This is a genomic window from Streptomyces sp. NPDC028419, from assembly GCF_055565515.1.
The window spans coordinates 118,429-135,314 of record NZ_JBVHUE010000024.1 but is presented as its reverse complement, the minus strand read 5'-3'; the positions used below and the strand labels follow the sequence as shown (position 1 = coordinate 135,314).

Annotated in this window: 17 protein-coding genes; 7 read left to right on the top strand and 10 right to left on the bottom strand. The window is 73.8% G+C overall.

Going from position 1 to position 16,886, the window contains the following annotated elements; genetic code table 11:
• Positions 1-120: 120 nt before the first annotated feature.
• Both ACZ4UB_RS26505 and ACZ4UB_RS26500 read left to right on the top strand, forming a co-directional pair.
• Positions 121-651, top strand: coding sequence for a DNA-binding response regulator (locus ACZ4UB_RS26505; RefSeq protein ID WP_468073781.1), 531 nt, complete (start codon positions 121-123; stop codon positions 649-651).
• A 123-nt stretch (positions 652-774) separates the two neighbouring features.
• Positions 775-2,142: a glycosyltransferase family 4 protein gene (locus ACZ4UB_RS26500; protein WP_468073779.1), complete on the top strand. Its 1,368-nt coding sequence runs from the start codon at positions 775-777 to the stop codon at positions 2,140-2,142.
• Positions 2,143-2,173: 31 nt separating this feature from the next.
• On the opposite strand, the gene ACZ4UB_RS26495 is transcribed toward ACZ4UB_RS26500, so the two are convergent.
• The 6 genes from ACZ4UB_RS26495 to ACZ4UB_RS26470 form a co-directional block, all read right to left on the bottom strand.
• The gene (locus tag ACZ4UB_RS26495; RefSeq protein ID WP_468073777.1) at positions 2,174-2,581 is read right to left on the bottom strand and encodes a DUF3224 domain-containing protein; all 408 of its coding nucleotides are present in this window, start codon (positions 2,579-2,581) and stop codon (positions 2,174-2,176) included.
• Positions 2,582-2,628: 47 nt separating this feature from the next.
• On the bottom strand, positions 2,629-3,900 hold the full coding sequence (locus tag ACZ4UB_RS26490; RefSeq protein ID WP_468073811.1) for a GNAT family N-acetyltransferase: 1,272 nt from the start codon (positions 3,898-3,900) through the stop codon (positions 2,629-2,631).
• A gap of 287 nt (positions 3,901-4,187) precedes the next feature.
• On the bottom strand, positions 4,188-4,580 hold the full coding sequence (locus ACZ4UB_RS26485; protein ID WP_468073775.1) for an ATP-binding protein: 393 nt from the start codon (positions 4,578-4,580) through the stop codon (positions 4,188-4,190).
• Between the two features lie 163 nt (positions 4,581-4,743).
• Positions 4,744-5,619: a hypothetical protein gene (locus ACZ4UB_RS26480; RefSeq protein ID WP_468073773.1), complete on the bottom strand. Its 876-nt coding sequence runs from the start codon at positions 5,617-5,619 to the stop codon at positions 4,744-4,746.
• A gap of 2 nt (positions 5,620-5,621) precedes the next feature.
• Entirely contained in the window at positions 5,622-6,221 is a 600-nt protein-coding gene (locus tag ACZ4UB_RS26475) for a papain-like cysteine protease family protein (protein ID WP_468073771.1), read from the bottom strand.
• 357 nt (positions 6,222-6,578) lie between these two features.
• Entirely contained in the window at positions 6,579-7,094 is a 516-nt protein-coding gene (locus tag ACZ4UB_RS26470) for a hypothetical protein (RefSeq protein ID WP_468073770.1), read from the bottom strand.
• Between the two features lie 335 nt (positions 7,095-7,429).
• Here ACZ4UB_RS26470 and ACZ4UB_RS26465 point away from each other — a divergent pair, with 335 nt between their 5' ends.
• Both ACZ4UB_RS26465 and ACZ4UB_RS26460 read left to right on the top strand, forming a co-directional pair.
• Positions 7,430-8,116: a TNT domain-containing protein gene (locus ACZ4UB_RS26465; RefSeq protein ID WP_468073768.1), complete on the top strand. Its 687-nt coding sequence runs from the start codon at positions 7,430-7,432 to the stop codon at positions 8,114-8,116.
• A gap of 117 nt (positions 8,117-8,233) precedes the next feature.
• Complete coding sequence (locus ACZ4UB_RS26460; protein WP_468073766.1) at positions 8,234-9,814, top strand: hypothetical protein; 1,581 nt, start codon at positions 8,234-8,236, stop codon at positions 9,812-9,814.
• 10 nt (positions 9,815-9,824) lie between these two features.
• Here the strand turns inward: ACZ4UB_RS26460 and ACZ4UB_RS26455 are convergent, their stop codons facing one another.
• From ACZ4UB_RS26455 to ACZ4UB_RS26440, 4 genes are all read right to left on the bottom strand, one after another.
• Positions 9,825-10,445: a hypothetical protein gene (locus tag ACZ4UB_RS26455; RefSeq protein WP_468073764.1), complete on the bottom strand. Its 621-nt coding sequence runs from the start codon at positions 10,443-10,445 to the stop codon at positions 9,825-9,827.
• A gap of 265 nt (positions 10,446-10,710) precedes the next feature.
• Positions 10,711-12,768, bottom strand: a complete 2,058-nt coding sequence (locus tag ACZ4UB_RS26450) for a hypothetical protein (RefSeq protein WP_468073762.1) — start codon at positions 12,766-12,768, stop codon at positions 10,711-10,713.
• Positions 12,769-12,904: 136 nt separating this feature from the next.
• The gene (locus tag ACZ4UB_RS26445; protein ID WP_468073760.1) at positions 12,905-13,405 is read right to left on the bottom strand and encodes a hypothetical protein; all 501 of its coding nucleotides are present in this window, start codon (positions 13,403-13,405) and stop codon (positions 12,905-12,907) included.
• Between the two features lie 77 nt (positions 13,406-13,482).
• Complete coding sequence (locus ACZ4UB_RS26440) at positions 13,483-13,662, bottom strand: hypothetical protein (protein WP_468073758.1); 180 nt, start codon at positions 13,660-13,662, stop codon at positions 13,483-13,485.
• 454 nt (positions 13,663-14,116) lie between these two features.
• Here ACZ4UB_RS26440 and ACZ4UB_RS26435 point away from each other — a divergent pair, with 454 nt between their 5' ends.
• The 3 genes from ACZ4UB_RS26435 (at position 14,117) to ACZ4UB_RS26425 (ending at position 16,858) form a co-directional block, all read left to right on the top strand.
• Positions 14,117-14,875 carry an ABC transporter ATP-binding protein gene (locus ACZ4UB_RS26435; RefSeq protein ID WP_468073756.1) on the top strand — a complete coding sequence of 253 codons (759 nt, stop codon included), beginning with the start codon at positions 14,117-14,119 and terminating at the stop codon, positions 14,873-14,875.
• Positions 14,872-15,696: an ABC transporter permease gene (locus tag ACZ4UB_RS26430; protein WP_468073754.1), complete on the top strand. Its 825-nt coding sequence runs from the start codon at positions 14,872-14,874 to the stop codon at positions 15,694-15,696. The genes ACZ4UB_RS26435 and ACZ4UB_RS26430 overlap by 4 nt, the downstream gene beginning before the upstream one ends.
• A 64-nt stretch (positions 15,697-15,760) precedes the next feature.
• Positions 15,761-16,858: an ABC transporter substrate-binding protein gene (locus tag ACZ4UB_RS26425; RefSeq protein ID WP_468073752.1), complete on the top strand. Its 1,098-nt coding sequence runs from the start codon at positions 15,761-15,763 to the stop codon at positions 16,856-16,858.
• Positions 16,859-16,886 lie beyond the last annotated feature (28 nt).

Below are 16,886 nucleotides of genomic sequence, written 5' to 3'. Positions count from 1 at the left end.
AAAAGGGTCCCCCACCCCCTCTCCCCCCCACAACCTCTCGTCCGCCCCCCCCCAACCCCCCTCATCGGGGGGGGAAAAAGGTTGGCCGGGGGGGGGACCGCCCCCCCCCCCCCCCCCGACGTGGTCGTCTTCGACCTCTCCCTCGTGACGAAGAACGTCTTCGAGTTCCACGAGCTGCGCCAACTGGTCAGCAGCGGGCGCAAGGTCGTCGTGTTCTCCGGCGAGGTGTCCGCGGAGGTGATCCGGGAGTGCGGGCGGCTGGGGGCGAAGTCGTTCGTGACCAAGGAGGAGGGCGAGAAGCACCTGATCGACGCCGTCCGGGCGGCCGCGCAGGGGCTCACGTACACCGCTCCCCGGCACGCGGGCACGATCGTCGGCGATTCCTCGCCCGACCGGCCCGAACTCTCCGAGAAGCAGACCGAGGTGCTCCTCGCCTGGTGCAGCGGCCTGTCGAAACCGGCGGTCGCCCGCAAGCTCCACATCGCCCCCCGCACGGTGGCCACCCACATCGAGCGGGCCCGCAAACACTACGACGAGGTCGGCCGCCCCGCCCCGAACAAGGTCAGCATGACCAACCGCCTCATCCAGGACGGCCACCTGAGCCCCAGCCAGGCCGATCCGCTGGCCACCGACCCGTGGGACGAGACGTAACAAAGGAGCAAGAACGCCCTATTCACCCTAACCGCCCTCATACGTCTCCTATCGGACTATGATCATGAAACGAGCAATCCACACGGGTCGCAGAGATCATTCCGAGTGAGGAGCAGATCGAAGATGACGAAGAGGATTCTGGTGGCGGCCGACGCCAGCGGGCCGGGCTACGGGGGCGTGCCGGTCTACAACCAACGTTTGATCCAAGCCCTGGTGACGGCAGGTCACGAGGTGACCCTGTTGACCGTCGAGGGCGAGTACAACCCCAAGGGGCACGAGGGGTGCGAGATAGCCACCGTCCCGGCGCGGGCCGCGGCCGGGGGCGCGAAGGCCGAGCCCCGGGAGACGCTGCTGAACGCCGTGCGGCGGGGCGAGCCCACCGACTTCGGCCTGCCCGCCGCCGGTTCGGGCCGCTACGACATGATCATCGGGCACTCGCGGTTCTCCGGTCCGGCGGCCGTACTGGCCAAGCGGTGGTATCCCGACGCGAAGGCCGTGTGGGTGCTGCACACCAACGTGGAGCGGCTCGGCAAGCTGAAGGGGGACCCGTTCGCGAAGGTCGCCATGAACGCGGCCGTCGAGCGGCTGTGGATGCCCCGGGCCGACCTGGTCGTCGGCCCCGGCCCGCTGCTGACCTCCACCGCGAGCGCCCTGGCCGCGGACGGCGCGGCGGCTTCGCAGCGGCTGGCCCCGCTGGACATCGAGGGGCTGTCCCGGCACGACGTGCCCCACCTGCACGAAATGGTGACGGGAACCGACCAGTTCCCCGCGGTGGACCTGCCCGTCGACCAGGCTCCCGCGCCCTTCCAGCTCCTGCTGCTGGGGCGCGCGACCGACCCGATCAAGGGCATGGACACCGCGCTGCGGGCCGTGCACCGGCTGCGGCAGGAGTTCATCGACGTACGCCTCAACGTCCGGGGCGTCGGCGAGAAGGAGCTCGCCGCCGTCCAGCGGAGCGCCGACGCGATCACCGGGGACGGGCAGGGCGCCCGGATCCTGCCCTTCACCCAGGACGAGCGGAAGCTCGTCGAGGACGTCAAGGCCGCGCACCTGGTGATCGTGCCCTCCCTCAACGAGGGCTTCCCCCTGACGGCCCTGGAGGCCCTGGGCCGCGCGGTTCCCGTGCTGGTCAACGAGGACAACGGGGTGGCCGACTTCTTCTTCGACGGCCGGCGCGTGGACGTGGACCTCGGACCCGGCTTCGTCGTCAAGGACAAGAACGCCTCCCCCGAGGCACGGGTGGACGCCTGGGAGGCCGCCCTGCGCCGGGTCCTGGCGGACTACCCGAGCTACGTCGGCAACGCGTCCCGCATGCGGGAGCTGCTGGGCGGCTACGACTGGTCCCACGCCGCGCAGGGGCTCGTCCGCGCGGCCGACGTCGCGCACGGCTGCGGAGCGCGCACCACCCAGGCCGCGGCGGGAGCGGTCACCTCCCGCCCGCCGGCGGCGCGGTCGGGCGCGGCCCCGCGCCGCCGCAAACTGAGCATCTGAGCCCTCTGCCCCCGAGCGGTCTCCCGACGGCTCAGCCGAGCTCGTAGTCGAACCACATGCGGTGCGTGCCGTCGGCGTCGACGGCCAGCCCGCCGGCGCCGGTGATGCCGGCCAGCTCGCCGGTGCCGCTGGAGGGCACGATGGTGAAGAACTCCGCGGTGCGGTCGGCACCGGACGTGGTCGCCGAGTGCGCGAAGTTGAAGGAACCTTCGCGACCGCCCAGGGAGCCCTCGAAGGACTCCATGGCCACGTAGGTGCCGACCCCGGTGGACTGGTCGAAGGCGGCGGTGAACAGGGTCGCCGAGCGCCCCCGGGCCTCCCCCTCGAAGTGCTTCTCCATCGTCGCGACGCCCACCGGCGTCCCGGTGGACACGGCCGGTTCCGGCTGTAGCGGGGCGGGAGTGAATCCGGTGACGGTGAAGGTTGCCGTAGCTCTCATGCGCCGACGGTACCGAGGGGGTACGACAACGGCGGCCGGCGCGCGGGTCAGAGCCGGGGCAGCAGGGAGCGGCAGAAACCGTGCGGGAGCCAGGGCGCGGCGGGCGAGGCGAAGGCCGTCGTGGCGGCGGCGAGCGCGCCCGGGGTGTGCTCGCGCACCCGGCCCGCGGCGGCCAGTTCGGTCAGGGTGGTGCCGCCGAGGTAGGCCGAGCCGAGGGCGCTGGCGTCCAGGGAGAGGTCGGGGGCGTCGTACGTACGGGCGCACACCGCCCCGGAGGCGTCGCCGGTGAGCCGCCAGCGGCCCCGGTTCCAGGGCGCGAGGGCGTCTTCGAGGTCCATGACGAGGTCGAGCGGGGCCGCGTAGGAACGGGCCGTCAGCGCGATCGGGGCATCGACGACGCGCACGTAGAGGCTGTCGAGCACGGTCGGGGCGCAGCGCCGCACGTCGGAGACGAGGTGGAGCAGGGCGTCGTCCACGGGCCGGTTGGGGGCCACGACGCGCGAGGTGAGGTCGGTGTCGAGGAGGAAGCGCCACAGGGCGGCGTAGGCGCGCGGGTCGGTGGCCTCGACGTCGCGGACGCGGACGGTCCCCTCGGCGGTGTTCGCGGCCGACCACGCGACGCTCACGGCGTAGCGGGCGTAGCCGACGGGCCGGCCGTCGATCCGCGCGACGACGCACTCCAGGGGGCGGGCCCCGGCGCGGGTGGCGGGCGGGTCGAGCAGCGGGAGGTGTTCCCAGCCGGGGGCGCGGGCCAGCATTCCGGGGCGGGTGGGGACCTGACGCGCGTAGATCTCCTCGGTGATCTCCAGGGCCTCGTACGGGTCTTCGAGGGCGAGGGTCAGCGGCGGGACCCCGGCAGGCTCGGCGGGCGTGCGGAGCGAGATCCGGCGCGACTGGATGTCGAGGGAGAGTTGGCGGGCGGCCGCTCCGTAGCCGAACCGTTCGTAGATGGGCGCCTCGGAGGCGGTCAGGACGGCGAGCGGTTCGCCCTGGCGCTGGAGGGACTCCAGTTGATGGCGCATCAGGTCGGAGAGGATCCCGCGGCGCCGGTGGGTGGACCGGACGCCGACCATGGTGACGCCCGCGGTCGGGACGAGGTGCCCGCCGGGGACGCTCATCCGGAAGGAGAAGATCCCGGCGGTGCCGACGAGGTCGGCGGCGTCGCGCACGGCCACGCAGCGCTCGGGCTCGGCCAGGCGCCGCCACAGGGCGGTCGCCGCGGCCGGTTCGCTCTCGTGGAAGGCGTCGAGCACGGCGGTGTAGAAGGCGTCCCACTGGCCCGGCAACAGGGCGCGCACGTCCCAGGTCGGGGAGGTCATGGAGGTGGTGCGGGCGTGCGCGGTGGACGTGGTGGACGTGAGGGACGAGGACATCGGGGCGCCCTTCCGAGGAGCTGTGGTGATCGGTCAGCGACCATCTCTAGCAATCGGAGTCGAATGTTCACAGAGGGTGAGGCCTGTTCACGCCACGGGCCCCTGTCCTTCGATTCGAGCAGGTGGAGGCCTTGTACGCCTTGCCATCGACGGGCTCGACAACGATGTACCAGCTAGTCCCGCACCCGGGGCGCTCGGTTTTCTTTGGCCTGTTCGGGGCCTGTTCGGGGCCGTCACGCGGGGGCGGCGCCGAGGCAGAACCAGAGCCACTTGCCGTGCCCGAAGGTGCTGAATCCCCAGGACCGGCTCAGCTCCGCGATGATCCCGAGGCCGCGACCGCCCTCCTGGTCGGCGCACCCCGGGCGGGTACGGTCGGCCGGCGCCAGGTCGGCGTGCCCGTCGCGGACCGCGCACATCAGACTGCCCGTCTCCTCGTCGTGGCTGATCACCAGGCGCAGCCGATCGCTGACGGTGTGCTCCACCGCGTTGGCGACCGCCTCGGAGAGCGCGAGCCGCCCGTCATCGGCCAGCTCCCCGGCACCCACGCACACCCCCAGGGCCCGCCGGGCGGCGGAGGCGGCGGCGGGGGTGGCGGGCAGCGTGATGTCGATCAGGTGAGCAGACACGGCAGGCTCCTCGGCGGTGCGGCAGGCGACGTCCCCTCCCCCTCCTTCCACGGTAGGCACCACCGGCGGGGTGCATACCGGTCGAACGGTCGGGCGGATCCGACCGTTCGGGGGATGGCCACGGCGGGCGGCGCAGCCCGGGGCGCGACCGGTCTCGCGACGCCTACGTGGGCGTCCCGAGGCGTCCGGTACCCGGCGGGGCGCCCTCGGGACCGCCGCCTCGGCGGCGGGTGCCCGCCAGGCCGGCGCCGATGAGGACCAGGCCGGTCAGGGCGGCGAGGGCGAGGGGCAGGACCGGGGCCGGGCCACCCTGGTCACCCCGGTCGGCCGCGGGGGCATCGCCGCCGGCCAAGCCCGAGGCGTCGTAAGGGGAGCCGGGGAGCCGGTCCGCGTAGCGGGCGGCGACCTGCCGCTGGTAGGCGGCGGTGGACAGGGCCGGCGCGCCGAGGATCGCGACGGCCTCGGGGTGGAGCGGTTCGACGCGCTCGCCGTCCCAGGCGTACCAGGTGTTGGTCTGCGGCTCCCGGAAGGCGGTGCGGTCCGGGCCCGCGGCGCGGGCGTGGCGTTCCTCCTCGTCGCCGGAGCCGATGGAGACCACCTGCCAGCCGTCCCCGGCGGGGGTCGGGGCCGTGCGGATGGTGGCCGTCCGGCCCGTCGGGTCGGTGGCCGTGGTCGCGGCGCCCTCGGCGCGGGCGGGCTCGGCTCCGGGCAGGCCCCGGACGAAGTCGGGGTCGAGGGTGTGGACGGCGACGGTGGCGCCGAGCCGGGCCGGTTCCGCGCCGCCGGCACCGGCACCCCGCTGGTCGGCCGCGCGGGGGCCGGACGGCCCGCCGGGACCGTTGGGGGTCGGTGCGGAGCGTTGCCGGTCGGCCGCGAGGAACGCCTCGACCGTGCTGACGGACTGCGGCGCACCGGCCGCTTCCCGGGCCCGGCCGAGGTCGACGGGCGCCGGCGGTGCCGTGGCCGAGGCGGGCGCGGCGGGCGCGGCGAGCGCGAGCAGGGCTGCGGCGCAGACCGTGAGGGCGGTGGTCCGGAGCATGGTCATCCCTTCCCGATCTCGTAGAGCGAGTGGGTCCACCGGAAGGAGCCGTTGTCCCTGTAGTGGTCGTGCGAGCCCCAGTTGTAGCGGGTGTAGGAGGGCCAGGGGTCGCCCCAGTACACCCACTGCTTCGCCTCGTCGTAGCCGTAGATGACGTGCATGTGCCCGCCGCCGGAGGTCCACAGGACCCTGGTCTCGACGGGGCGGCCCGCGTCGATCTCCGTCTTGACGGTGCTGTAGCGCAGCCAGCCGGTGACGTACTTCCCCGGCGCGATCCCGGCCCAGCGCAGGGCCCGTTGGACGTTGCCCAGGTCCGCCTGGTCGTTGGGGCATTCGCTGCCCTGGCGCCGGTCGAAGGCGGCGTTGCAGAACGCGTTCTGGGCGCGGTCCGCGCCCAGTTGCCGCGCGATCGTCGAACCGGCGGCCGCCCAACACCAGTTGGTCTTCTCCTGCGCACGCATCGCGATGTCGATCCGCGCCGGCGCGGCCTGCGCCGCGCCGGTGGCGGCGACGGTGGCCGCGCCCACGAGCGCGGCGACGAGGACGGGGGCGAGTCGGTGGCGGCCGCGGACGGCCCGGGGGCCGGTGTGTTCCTTCCGCATGTGACGTCCTTCCCCGGGGGGCGCCCGCGGCGGTCTCCCGGCGCCCGGTACTCAGGTACTCGGTGGCCCGGCGCGCGGTCCGCGGACGCCCCCCGTGCCGTGGGCCCGCGGTGCGGGCCCGTTTCTGACGGGGAGTGAGCGAAAGCCACGCTAGCGGGCGGTACGGGAGGAGCACACGTGCCAAAGGGAAAGTTGTCCGGCATATGACCTGATGTGCTCGTACCGGTGCGCGGGAGCCGGTACGCCCCCCGCACCCGACCCCGGCACGGCCGTACACGCTGGTGGGGAGGGTCCGATCCGGCGCGCCCGGGCCCGAGTCGGCCCGGACGCGCCGCCTGCGCGGGGAGGGTGGCGGGACTACATCCAGATGGTGGAGGTGGCCACCACGCGTGCCCGGTCGGGCTGGGCGGGGTCGCCGTAGCGGACCTCGACGCGCGGGTGCGAGCGGATGAACTGGGCGTCGGTGACGACGACTTGGCGCGGGTCCTTGACCGTGGCCGATATGACGTCGAGGTTGCGGAAGAGGCCCCGGTCACCGGTCGCGGGCGCGTAGAGGAAGAACACCCCACCCGCGTAGGCACGGGCGGCCGTCGCTTCGTCGAGGGTGAGGGCCCAGTGGCTCAGCGGCTGACCGCCGTGCCAGGTGGTGAGCTGTCGCGCGCGCAGGCCGTCGAGTTCGGTCCAGGCGAAGGGGTTGGGGCTGTCGGTCGGGGCCGCGGTGGTGGTTGCGGTGGCCGGGGTGGTGGCGGCCGCGGGCTGCGGTGCAGCCTGCGCGGCGACCGGTGCGAGGCCCAGGGTCAGCGCCGCGGCGGCGGTCACGGCCGCCGCGGCGACGAGGCGGCGGGACGGAAGGGGGAGGGGTCGGGTCGACAACGTCGTCTCCTTGTCCGAGGGGTACGGGCGCCACATGTCGGGGTTCCGTCAGGGCCGACCGCACCGGACGTGATCATTCGGCGGATCCCTCGACCTTGGCAATCAGATGGGCACGGATCAGGACAACTCGGGACCGTCCGGATATCACCGCCCCACCCACCGCCTTCCGCCGCCGCGGTCCCGCGCACGGGGCCCCGCCCGGCCGACATGTGACGGGTGCGCGGGCACGTACGAGCCGTCGACTCTGTCCGGATCGGGGCGCCGGGCGCGGGCCCCGCGCACCGCCGAGTTGATCATGACGGGGATCCCCCGCCCCCTCTGGAACGGAGCCCCCCGTGAGCCGGACCCGCACGCCCGGACGCACCCTCTCCTCCCTGCTCCTCTCCCTCCTCCTGCTCGCGCTGGCAACCCCGCCCGCGACCGCGACGACCCCTTCCCCGTCTCCCACGGCCGACGTCTGCACGGGCCGCTTCGGCGACGACGCCCGCCTCGGTCCCGAGGTGCTGCCCACCCGCGACGGGCACCCCGTGGGCCGGCTGCTCGACGGCTGGCGCCGGACCGGCGCGTTGGAGCCGGCCGCGTTCCTCCGCCAGTACTGGGAGGGACCGCCGGAGACGGGCCGCTGGAAGTACCCGCCGCACGACGGCTTCGCCGAGCTGAACGGCGTACCGGAGCGGACCGACGACGCGCTGCCGCCAGGCAGCCTGCTGGACCGTTTCGGCCCGGACAGCGGCAGCTTCCTCGCACCGGCGGGCGACCCCTACCCGGCCCGCTCCCTCCCGCCCCAGAGCCTGCGGACCCGCCCGGGCGGCGCCGCCTGCGACTACCACGTGTACGAGGTGCTGCGCACGCTGCCGGTGCGGCGCGGCCCCGCGGCGCCCTGGTTCGAACAGCCCGGCGGCGGAACGCAGTTCAAGCTGGACGCCGCCCTGCTGGACCCGGGCCCGGGGCAACGCCTGAACGTGAAGTGGCTCCTCGACCACGGCTACCTCACCGCGCGCACCGGCACCCCGGCGCCGTGAACCTCGTCCGCCGGATCCGCCGGAAGGGGACAGGTCCTGTACTCCTGGCGCTACCGCCCCGGGACGGGCCCTCATAGCGTCGGGAGGCCGAACCGACCGCACCTGTGAGGCAGCCCCATGACCGAGACCAGTCCCGAGGTGGAGCGGCGACGGACCGCCGCCCCGCACCGCACGTCCTCCACCCCGCTTCCGAGCCCGGCGTCGAGCGGCCCCCCGGGGCTGATGGCGCCAGGACCGCTTGAGGGGACCCCCTTCGAGCGGGCCCGGCTCCTCTTGAAGGACGCCGACAACGACTGGGCGACGGCGAAGGAGATGTACGGCGGCTCGGGCGGCTCCGCCGACCTGATGCGCGAGGTGTTCTTCTACCGCAAGGTGCTCATCGACTCCCTGCTCCTGTGGCTGCGCGGCCTCTACCCGCACCTGCGCATCCGCTCGGTGGGCAGCAACAACCCCACCTCGGACTACGACATCACGGTCAGCGGGGCCGGCGCGGCCGAGGCCGTCGCCCTGTTCAACGCGCGGTTCCGGGCCGAGTGGGGCAAGGAGTCGGCGACCGTCTTCGACGTGAACCTCTACGTCAAGGACTTCATGCCGGAGCGCGGCAACTTCGCCTTCCCGTACGTCCCCGGGACCGAGGGACTGCGCTGGCAGGAGACGGAGCTGCTGGTGGGCGGCGGCCGGGAGGCGCTGCGGCCCCGGCGCTGGACCCCGCGGGCGGACGGCGGCTGGGAGGGCGTCGGGGCCCGCGCCCTCAGTGCGGAGGCACCCGACCCGCAGGGCATCGTCGAGCCGGCCGGTGCGGCGGCGCGCGAGGTGGCCGAGGCCGACCAGGACGTGGCCGCGCTCAGCAAGCTGCGCAAGTACCTGACAGACAATCAATGGCGGTCGTACGTAGAGCGGTTGACCGAACTGCTGCCGGCCCCGGCGGCGGAGGAGGCCCGGGCCCGCCACGACGCGGCGGACGCCGTCCACCGCCGGGCCGTGCGCGAGCTGGCCGGACGGTTGCGCACACAGACGGGTCAGGTGCGGCCCGCCACGCACGACGAGGCGTACATCGAAGAGCTCGAACACAGCAGCCCCGACGCCGTCGTCCGGGCCCGCAACCTCATCTACGCCGAACACGCGGCCCGACTGGGCGAGGCCCAGCAGCAGTTCGCGGACCACCCGTCCGACGACCTCGCGCTGCGGATCCGGCGGGACACGAGCTACGCGCTCTGGCACGCGATGGAGGCCTACCACTCCCAGGGCGCGGTCCTCGACGTCGTCGGCAAGCAGGCCGGGAGCGCGGTCAGCGTGACCGGCGCCCACTACCTCCAGTCCTTCAACGAGCAGCTCGGCGACCTGCTCAAGGACCTGCGCCACTACACCGACGCGGGCGAGGCGTTCTACCGCAGCGCGAAGTACCTCCAGCGGATGACGGCCGCCGCCCGCCGCGTCCTGGAGACCTCGGGCGCCGGCCTGGCCGAAGCCGACCTGACCCTGCTGGCCACGTTGGAGGAGATCGGCTCGGCGGACGGCACCCTGCTGGCCCTGCGCGGCGGCAAGGGCACGTACGAAACGGCCTCCGCGGCCGAGCGCTCCGACATCGCCTCCGGCATCTACGGAAGCACCCTCGCGATCCACGACCACGAGGGCCTGCGCCGCTGCGTCCTGGAACTGTCCGCCCGGGTCAACGCCGCCCTGCGCGGGGCTCAGTAGGGCCGGGTCGTCAGCAGGGGCTCACCCAGCCGACCCAGTCCCACGACGCGTTCGGGTCATCGGAGTAGCCGCCGGGAGAGGTCCAACCGAGCTTCCCGTCGTGGCCGTAGAACTTCACGTGGTAGCCGGAGGGCTGGTTGTTGATCCACGAGCCGGTTCCGGTGTAGCCGATGCCGACCTTCCCGCACTCGAACAGCTCCCACTGCCTGCCCTGGAAATTCCGCTCCGGGTACAGGCACACGTAGTCCCTCCGGCAGCCGGCGAAGGTGGCGCCCTCGGAGCCCCGGGCGTTCAGGTCGCGGACACGCTCCTCGCCGGGCAGGGGAAGCGTCAGCGTGCCCTTGCCGTCGAGGGCAATTTTGTTCGCGGCCACCTGCCGGCCGCCGGTGGCGGCCAGTTCGGTGTCGATCAGGCGCTGGAGTTCCGCCGCCCGGCCGTCGTCCAGGCCCGCGGCCCGGGCCTGTGCCGAGAAGTCGGCGTGCGCGCGGTCGCTCGTGGTGGAGGCGGGGGCGAAGGCGGAGGCAGGGGCGGGGGCTGCGGAGCGGATGCTCGCGTCTGCCGGGCCCACGAGGGCCATTGCGCCGAGGAGCGCCGCTCCCACCGCCGTCAGGCGTGTGCGAAACGAGGACACGAAGTCTCCCATCGTCGTCGAGGCGGGCCGGTCCGGGCCGCGCGGTGGCTTCCGCACGGACCGGGCCGGCTCGGGAGGCGGCGCCCCGTCGGCACCGCCCGCCACGAAGACTTTGCCGGGGGCGGGTTGGCCGCCCGGACCCGATGACGTTCGCGCTGTTCGCGGGGGTGCGGTCGGCGGACAACGCGGTTGTCCGCCGGACAACGCGCCGCGCCAGGGGGTGTCCGACGGATGTACGACGCCGCGGACATCCGTCGGACACCCCCTAACCCGAGGCGGCGATGGAGCTGGCCGAGATGCCGAGCGGTGTCCACCCCGCACCGCTGCCCGTCCAACGGGACACCCGCAGGCCGCTGTCGACCCGGTAGACGGCGTCGGAGCCCACCGCGAGGCTGATGCCGGCGGCGCCCACGGGAGTCCACGCACCCGGCGCCCCGCCGTACTTGAGGATCTGCCCGGTGGCGGCGTCGACGGCGAAGAGCCCCGCGCCGCCCGCGTAGAGGTTGCGGGCCGGGCCACCGATCCGGCGCCAGTCGCTGCCCTTGGCGTTGGCCTGCCAGATCTCCTTGCCGTCCGGGGAGATCCGGGCGACGTAGTCGGGGCCGACGGCGAAGTCGGCGCCCGGGCCGCCCGCCTCCAGCCACGTGTAGCCGTAACCGGCGTAGCGGAAGAGGCCACCCGTCTCCGGGTTGGTGGCGAAGAGTCCGGCGCCACCCGCGTACAGCCGGGTGGCCGCGGCGCCGACGGGGATCCACTCCGCCCCCACGCCGGTCCACCGCATCACCGCGTTCCGCTGCTCGGTGATCGCGTAGAGGCCCTCGCCCGCCAGCACGAACTGCTCGCCCGGGGAGCCGATCTGGGTCCAGGAGCGGGAGGCTTCGTCGTACTTGAAGATGCGGCCGTCACCGGGGCTGGTGGTGAAGACCCCGGCGGGCCCGGCGTAGACCTGGTCGGCCGCGGGGCCGATCACCTTCCAGGCGCCGTCCCCGGCCGTCCAGCGCAGGACGCTGCGGTGGTCCGGCGAGACGGCGTAGGCACTGCCGGGAGACGGGCGCCCGGGTGTGGCCGCGGGGGTGGTGGGACCCGTGACGGGAAGCACCGTGGAGGGCGAAGGCAGCGCCGGGAACGACGGACCCGGCAGTACGGGCAGCACGGGCGGGGCGGTGCCGGCCGGCGTCGGGGAGGGGGACGCGGACGGCGTCGGGTCGGTGCGCGGGTCCACGGGGTGGGCGTGGGGCCGTGTCCGCATGGCGTCGTTCGCGGGCACGGTGCGCTGCCGTCCGAGGAGGACCCCGGCGAGGGTCGCCGCCGCGACGACGGCCAGGACGGCGAGGACGGCGCAGACCGCCAGCGCCGCGCGCGGGGGCCGGCCGGCCCCTGGGCCCGGCCGCGGCACGCGGACAGGGACGGGGGCCCGGGCCGGGACCGCGGGAAGCCGGTCGAGCCGGTCCAGCCGGTCCAGCTGGTCGAGGCGTTCGATTACGACCCCCCGAACGGTGTCGGCGGGACCCGCGGGGCCCTGGCGCTCCCGGCCGGCGGCCCGCGTGCGCTCCCAGAGCCAGTGCGCGTCCTCTCGTTGCTGCTCCACGAGGCTGTGCAGCCGGGCCAGTTCGACGGACACGGACCGGTCCGCCGTGGCCGCGGGCAGGGACGGAGCCCGGTCGCCGGAGCGGGCCTCGGCGACCACCCGCCGTACGGCTTCCCCGGCCTCCCGGGCAGCGATCAGCTGGTCGAACGCCTGGTCCGGCCGGAGCCTCAGGGGCCCGGAGCTCGCGGCGGCGGAGTCCGTACGCACGGGCTCCGCGCCGTCGTCCCCCGAGCCGTCCTCCTGCGGCCGGGGCGGCGGGGTGCTTTTGGCTTGTTCCTGGAGCATCGCCATCAACACCAGGAGTCCCTCGACGAGTTGCCCCGATGCGGCGAGGTCGTCCCGCGCCCGGCCGAGCGCATCCTCCAGCCCGGGCGGCGCCTTGTCTCCCGCCCCCGCTTCCGCTCCCGCTCCCGCCCCCGCTTCCGCCTCGGCCTCGGCCTGCGCCTCGGCCTGCGCGGTGAGCGCCCGGCCGTGCAGCTTCCGGGCCCGGTCCAGCAGCTCCCGCCTGCCGCGAGGATCGCGGACGCGGTCCTCGACCACGATGCCGAGGCGCCCCAGCGGGATCACCCGGGCCCCGGACCGGTACTCGCTCCAGGCCGTCTTGCCGCCCCCGAAGCGCCGGGCGAGCTCCCTCACCGTCATGCCCCGCGTCACGTCCCGCAGCAGCCCGGCCAACTCGTTGGCCGCCTGCGAGCGACCCCGCGGAGCCCCCTGTGGACGTCCCGTCCTCGCCATGTCCGTTCGCCCCCCATGCTCTCGGCGGGCACAGGCAACAGGACGGGATTAGGCATGTCCATCACAAAACAACGCCCCTGTCCGATTTCCCTCCCGGCCGACCGGGAGGGCACCGGCCCCGCGCGTCGGCCTCGCGTCAGGGCGCCCCGGACCCGGACCCGACCCCGGCCCCGCTGCGGGCCGGGGCGGGTACGAGCGCGATCGCGGCCGGGTCGGCGTCGGTCGGGTGCCACACCTGGCCGCTCTCCGACCGGCGGGCCAGGCCGAAGCCGGCGAGCGCCCGAAGGTGGCGGACCACGGTCGGCGCCGTGAACCCGGCGGTGGCGCACAGCTCCGCGACGCTCGCCCCCGCCGGCCCGGAGCCCCGCAGGCCCTGCCAGGTGCGCGCGGCGGGCAGCCCGAGGCCACCACCGCTCACCGGGACCGTGAACACGGGGGCCGGCCCCGTGTCCCCGGGCGGTTGCGCCGCGGGCACCGGCGCGGCCGCGATGGCGACCTCCTCGACCTTCGCGGCCTTCGCGGCCGGCGGCCGCCGCTTGCGCGGCGAGCTTCCCGGCAGCCGCAGTGGGGCCCGGCCCACCGGCCGGGGTGTCCGGTTCACCTCACGGTGCTTGCGGCCCTTCTGACGACGGCTCATCCGCGTCCCGTCCCTTCCTCGGCGGTGATGACACGGATAGAACGAGTGAGCGGCTGACAGGTGACTGCCCGCCGGGATCAGGCCGGCTCCCCGTCGCCTTCGGCGGGGCGGGGCACGGCGGTCCCGGGGAGGTGGGCATCGAGCGCGGCGAGCCGGGCCTCGGCATCGATGCCGTCGACCGCGGGATCGCCCAGCAGGCCGGAGACGACGAGCGCGGACCACAGACGGGTGCCGCACTTCTTCAGGTTCTCGAACACGAAAGGGTCCCACGGAGCGCGAAGGGGCGGGGCGGTGGTCCGAGTATGGGGCCGCCGGGCTCCGTCCGCCTCCCCCGAACGGCCCGTCCTCCACCGGTCGACCCCGAGATCCTGCTAGACGTACGGCCCGCGCCGGAATTGCGCAATACCCAAAGGTCGACTCTTCGGCAGCTTTTGACTGGACCCATTTCTGAGAGAATCAGGGAATCAGATCAAGATCGACCCCGAGATCACGAACGAATACGCCCCGACTCCCTTCCCCCGTCGCATGTTTGCGAACTCGGCGAATTTTCGAATTGATTCCCTCATGCCTTCACCTCACCTTCCCGATGACGTTCCTGTATTTGTTCCTGCCGGCCCCGCCGGTCCCGCCATTCCTGATGACCCGTCCATTTGCCTGCGGGATGTCGGTTTCACCTATCCGGACCGGCACGGCGGTGGTACCGGCCGGCCGGTGCTCGAAGGCGTCGATCTGGCGGTGGGGCGCGGCCGCTTCGTCTCCGTCGTCGGCCCGTCCGGCTGCGGGAAGTCCTCCCTGCTCAACCTCGTCGCGGGGCTGACCCTCCCCACGGCGGGACGTGCGGAGGTCTTTGGCCGTCCCGTCCACGGCCCGCGACCGGGCGTCGGGTACGTGTTCCAGCAGGACGTGCTCCTGCCCTGGAAGACGCTCCTGCAGAACGTGGCGCTCGGCCCGCTCCTGGCCGGGATGGAGCGGGCCGCGCGCACCGGTCTGGCCCGGGACTGGCTGCGCCGGGTCGGTCTGGCCGGGTTCGAGGAGTCGTACCCGCACCAGGTGTCCGGCGGGATGCGCAGGCGTGCGGCCATCGCGCAGACCTGGATCACCGACCCCGACATCCTGCTCATGGACGAGCCCTTCGCCTCCGTCGACGTGCAGACGCGGCAGTTGCTCGGGGACGAGCTGCTCGCCCTGTGGGCGGGCTCCGCGAAGACGGTCCTGTTCGTGACGCACGACCTGGAGGAGGCGGTCTCGCTCTCCGACGAGGTGGTGGTGCTCTCCTCCGGCCCGGGCAGCACCATCGTCGACCGCTTCGACGTACCCCTGGAACGCCCCCGGGCCCTCATGGACATCCGGACCGCACCCGAGTTCCGCGAGGTCTACTCCCTCATCTGGAACTCGCTGCGCGGGGAGGTCGCCCGGGCCCAGGGCCGTACCCGGCCGCGGTCCGGGACGGACACGGAGCCGGTTCGATGAAGCCCACCGAGCCCACCGAGCAGACCGAGCAGACCGAGCAGACCCGGCCGGTGACGGCAGCGGGACCGATCAGGCTCCGGAGCCGGGTGGCCCTGCACACCGGCATCGTCGTCCTCGTCCTCGGCGGCTGGGAGTTCGCCACCGCGCGGGGCTGGAGCGACCCGTTCTACCTCAGCCGTCCCTCGGCGATCGCCGACCGCCTCGCCGACTGGTTCGGCTCCGGCAGCATCTGGCCGCACCTGGGCACCACCGCCGTCGAAGCGCTGCTCGCGCTCGTCGCCGGTACCGTGCTGGGCCTGGCGGCGGGGCTGGCGTTCGCCCGCTCGCGGGTGCTGTCGACGGTGCTCGGGCCGTACGTCACGATGTTGAACTCGCTGCCCCGGGTGGTGCTGGCGCCGCTCTTCCTCATCTGGTTCGGGCTGGGCATCTGGTCGAAGGTGGCCTTCGGCATCACGCTGGTCTTCTTCGTGGTCTTCTTCAACGTCCACCAGGGCGTCCGGGACGTCGATCCGGTGCTGGTCCGGCACGTCCGGATGCTGGGCGCCAGCGACGCGCAGCTGCTGCGCCAAGTCCACCTGCCCGCGGCGCTGACCTGGCTGTTCTCCAGCCTGCACACCGGTGTGGGGTTCGCGCTCGTGGGTGCGGTCGTCGGGGAGTACCTGGGCGCCTCGCAGGGTGTCGGCTATCTCATCTCGCAGTCCGAAGGCGTGCTGGACACCACCGGCGTCTTCGCCGGGATGGCGGTCCTGGCCGTCCTCGTCCTCGCCGTCGACGCGGGCGTCCGGCGTGTCGAGCGGCGCCTGCTGCGCTGGAAGCCGTAACGCACGCGCCCCTCCCCGCTCCCGTTTTTCCTCTCCCGCTCCGTCCCCTCCTGGAAGGACGCCCATGCGTTCCGCACGCCTTGCCGCCCCCACCCGTCCGTCTCCGCGTCGTCCCGGGCGTCGTCGCGGCGCCGTACCCCTCCTCGCCCTCGCCCTCGCCGGCCTCCTGACGCTCGTGCTCGGCGGCTGCGGGTCGGCCGCCGACGCGGGCCGCGCCCGCACCAAGGTGACGATCGGCATCGGCGGCCAGCCCCTGCTGCCGTACCTGCCGACGACCCTGGCCCAGCAGCTCGGCTACTACAAGGACGAGGGCCTCGACGTCGAGCTGCAGGACCTCAAGAGCGGCTCCAAGGCGCTCCAGGCGATGCAGGGCGGCAGCGTGGACGTGGCCTCCGGGTACTACGACCACACCGTGCAGATGCAGGCCAAGGGCAAGGACGTACGGGCCTTCGTCAACATGCTCCGCACCCCCTCCATCGTGCTCGTGGTCTCCCCGAAGGCGTCGCGGGAGATCACGAGCCCGGCGGATCTGAAGGGCGCCAAGGTCGGGATCACCGCGCCGGGTTCGTCCACGGACTTCTTCCTGAAGTACCTGCTGGGCAAGAGCGGGCTGGCGCCGGACGCAGCCTCGGTGCAGGCCGTCGGCGGTGAGGCCGCCGCCATCGCCGCGATGGAGTCGGACCGCGTGGACGCGGCGGTGATGGTCGACCCGGCGGTCTCGCTGCTCCAGAAGCGCATGGGCGGTAAGGAACTGCGGATACTCGCCGACACCCGTACTCCGCAGGGCTCCCAGGAGGTGTTCGGGGTCGCCAGCTACCCCGCGGCCGTCTTCTACGCCGGTCACTCCTGGCTGGAGAAGAACGAGGCCACGGCGACGAAGCTGACCCGCGCGATGCTCCGCACGCTGCGGTGGATCCAGGACCATTCGGCGCAGGAGATCGCCGACGCGATGCCGAAGGAGTACGCGGCGGGCGACCCCGAGGTCTACCGCGCGGCCATCGAACACGCCAAGCCGGGCTACTCCGCCGACGGCGCCATCGACGCGGACGGCGCCCGCGCGGCGGCGGCGCTGCAGAAGTCCTTCTCGCCCGAGGTCGCGGCCAAGGAGATCGACCTCGGCCGCACCTACACCAACGACCTGGTCGGGGCCGCGTCCCGCTGAAGGCTGCCCAGGACGGCCCGATCGTCAC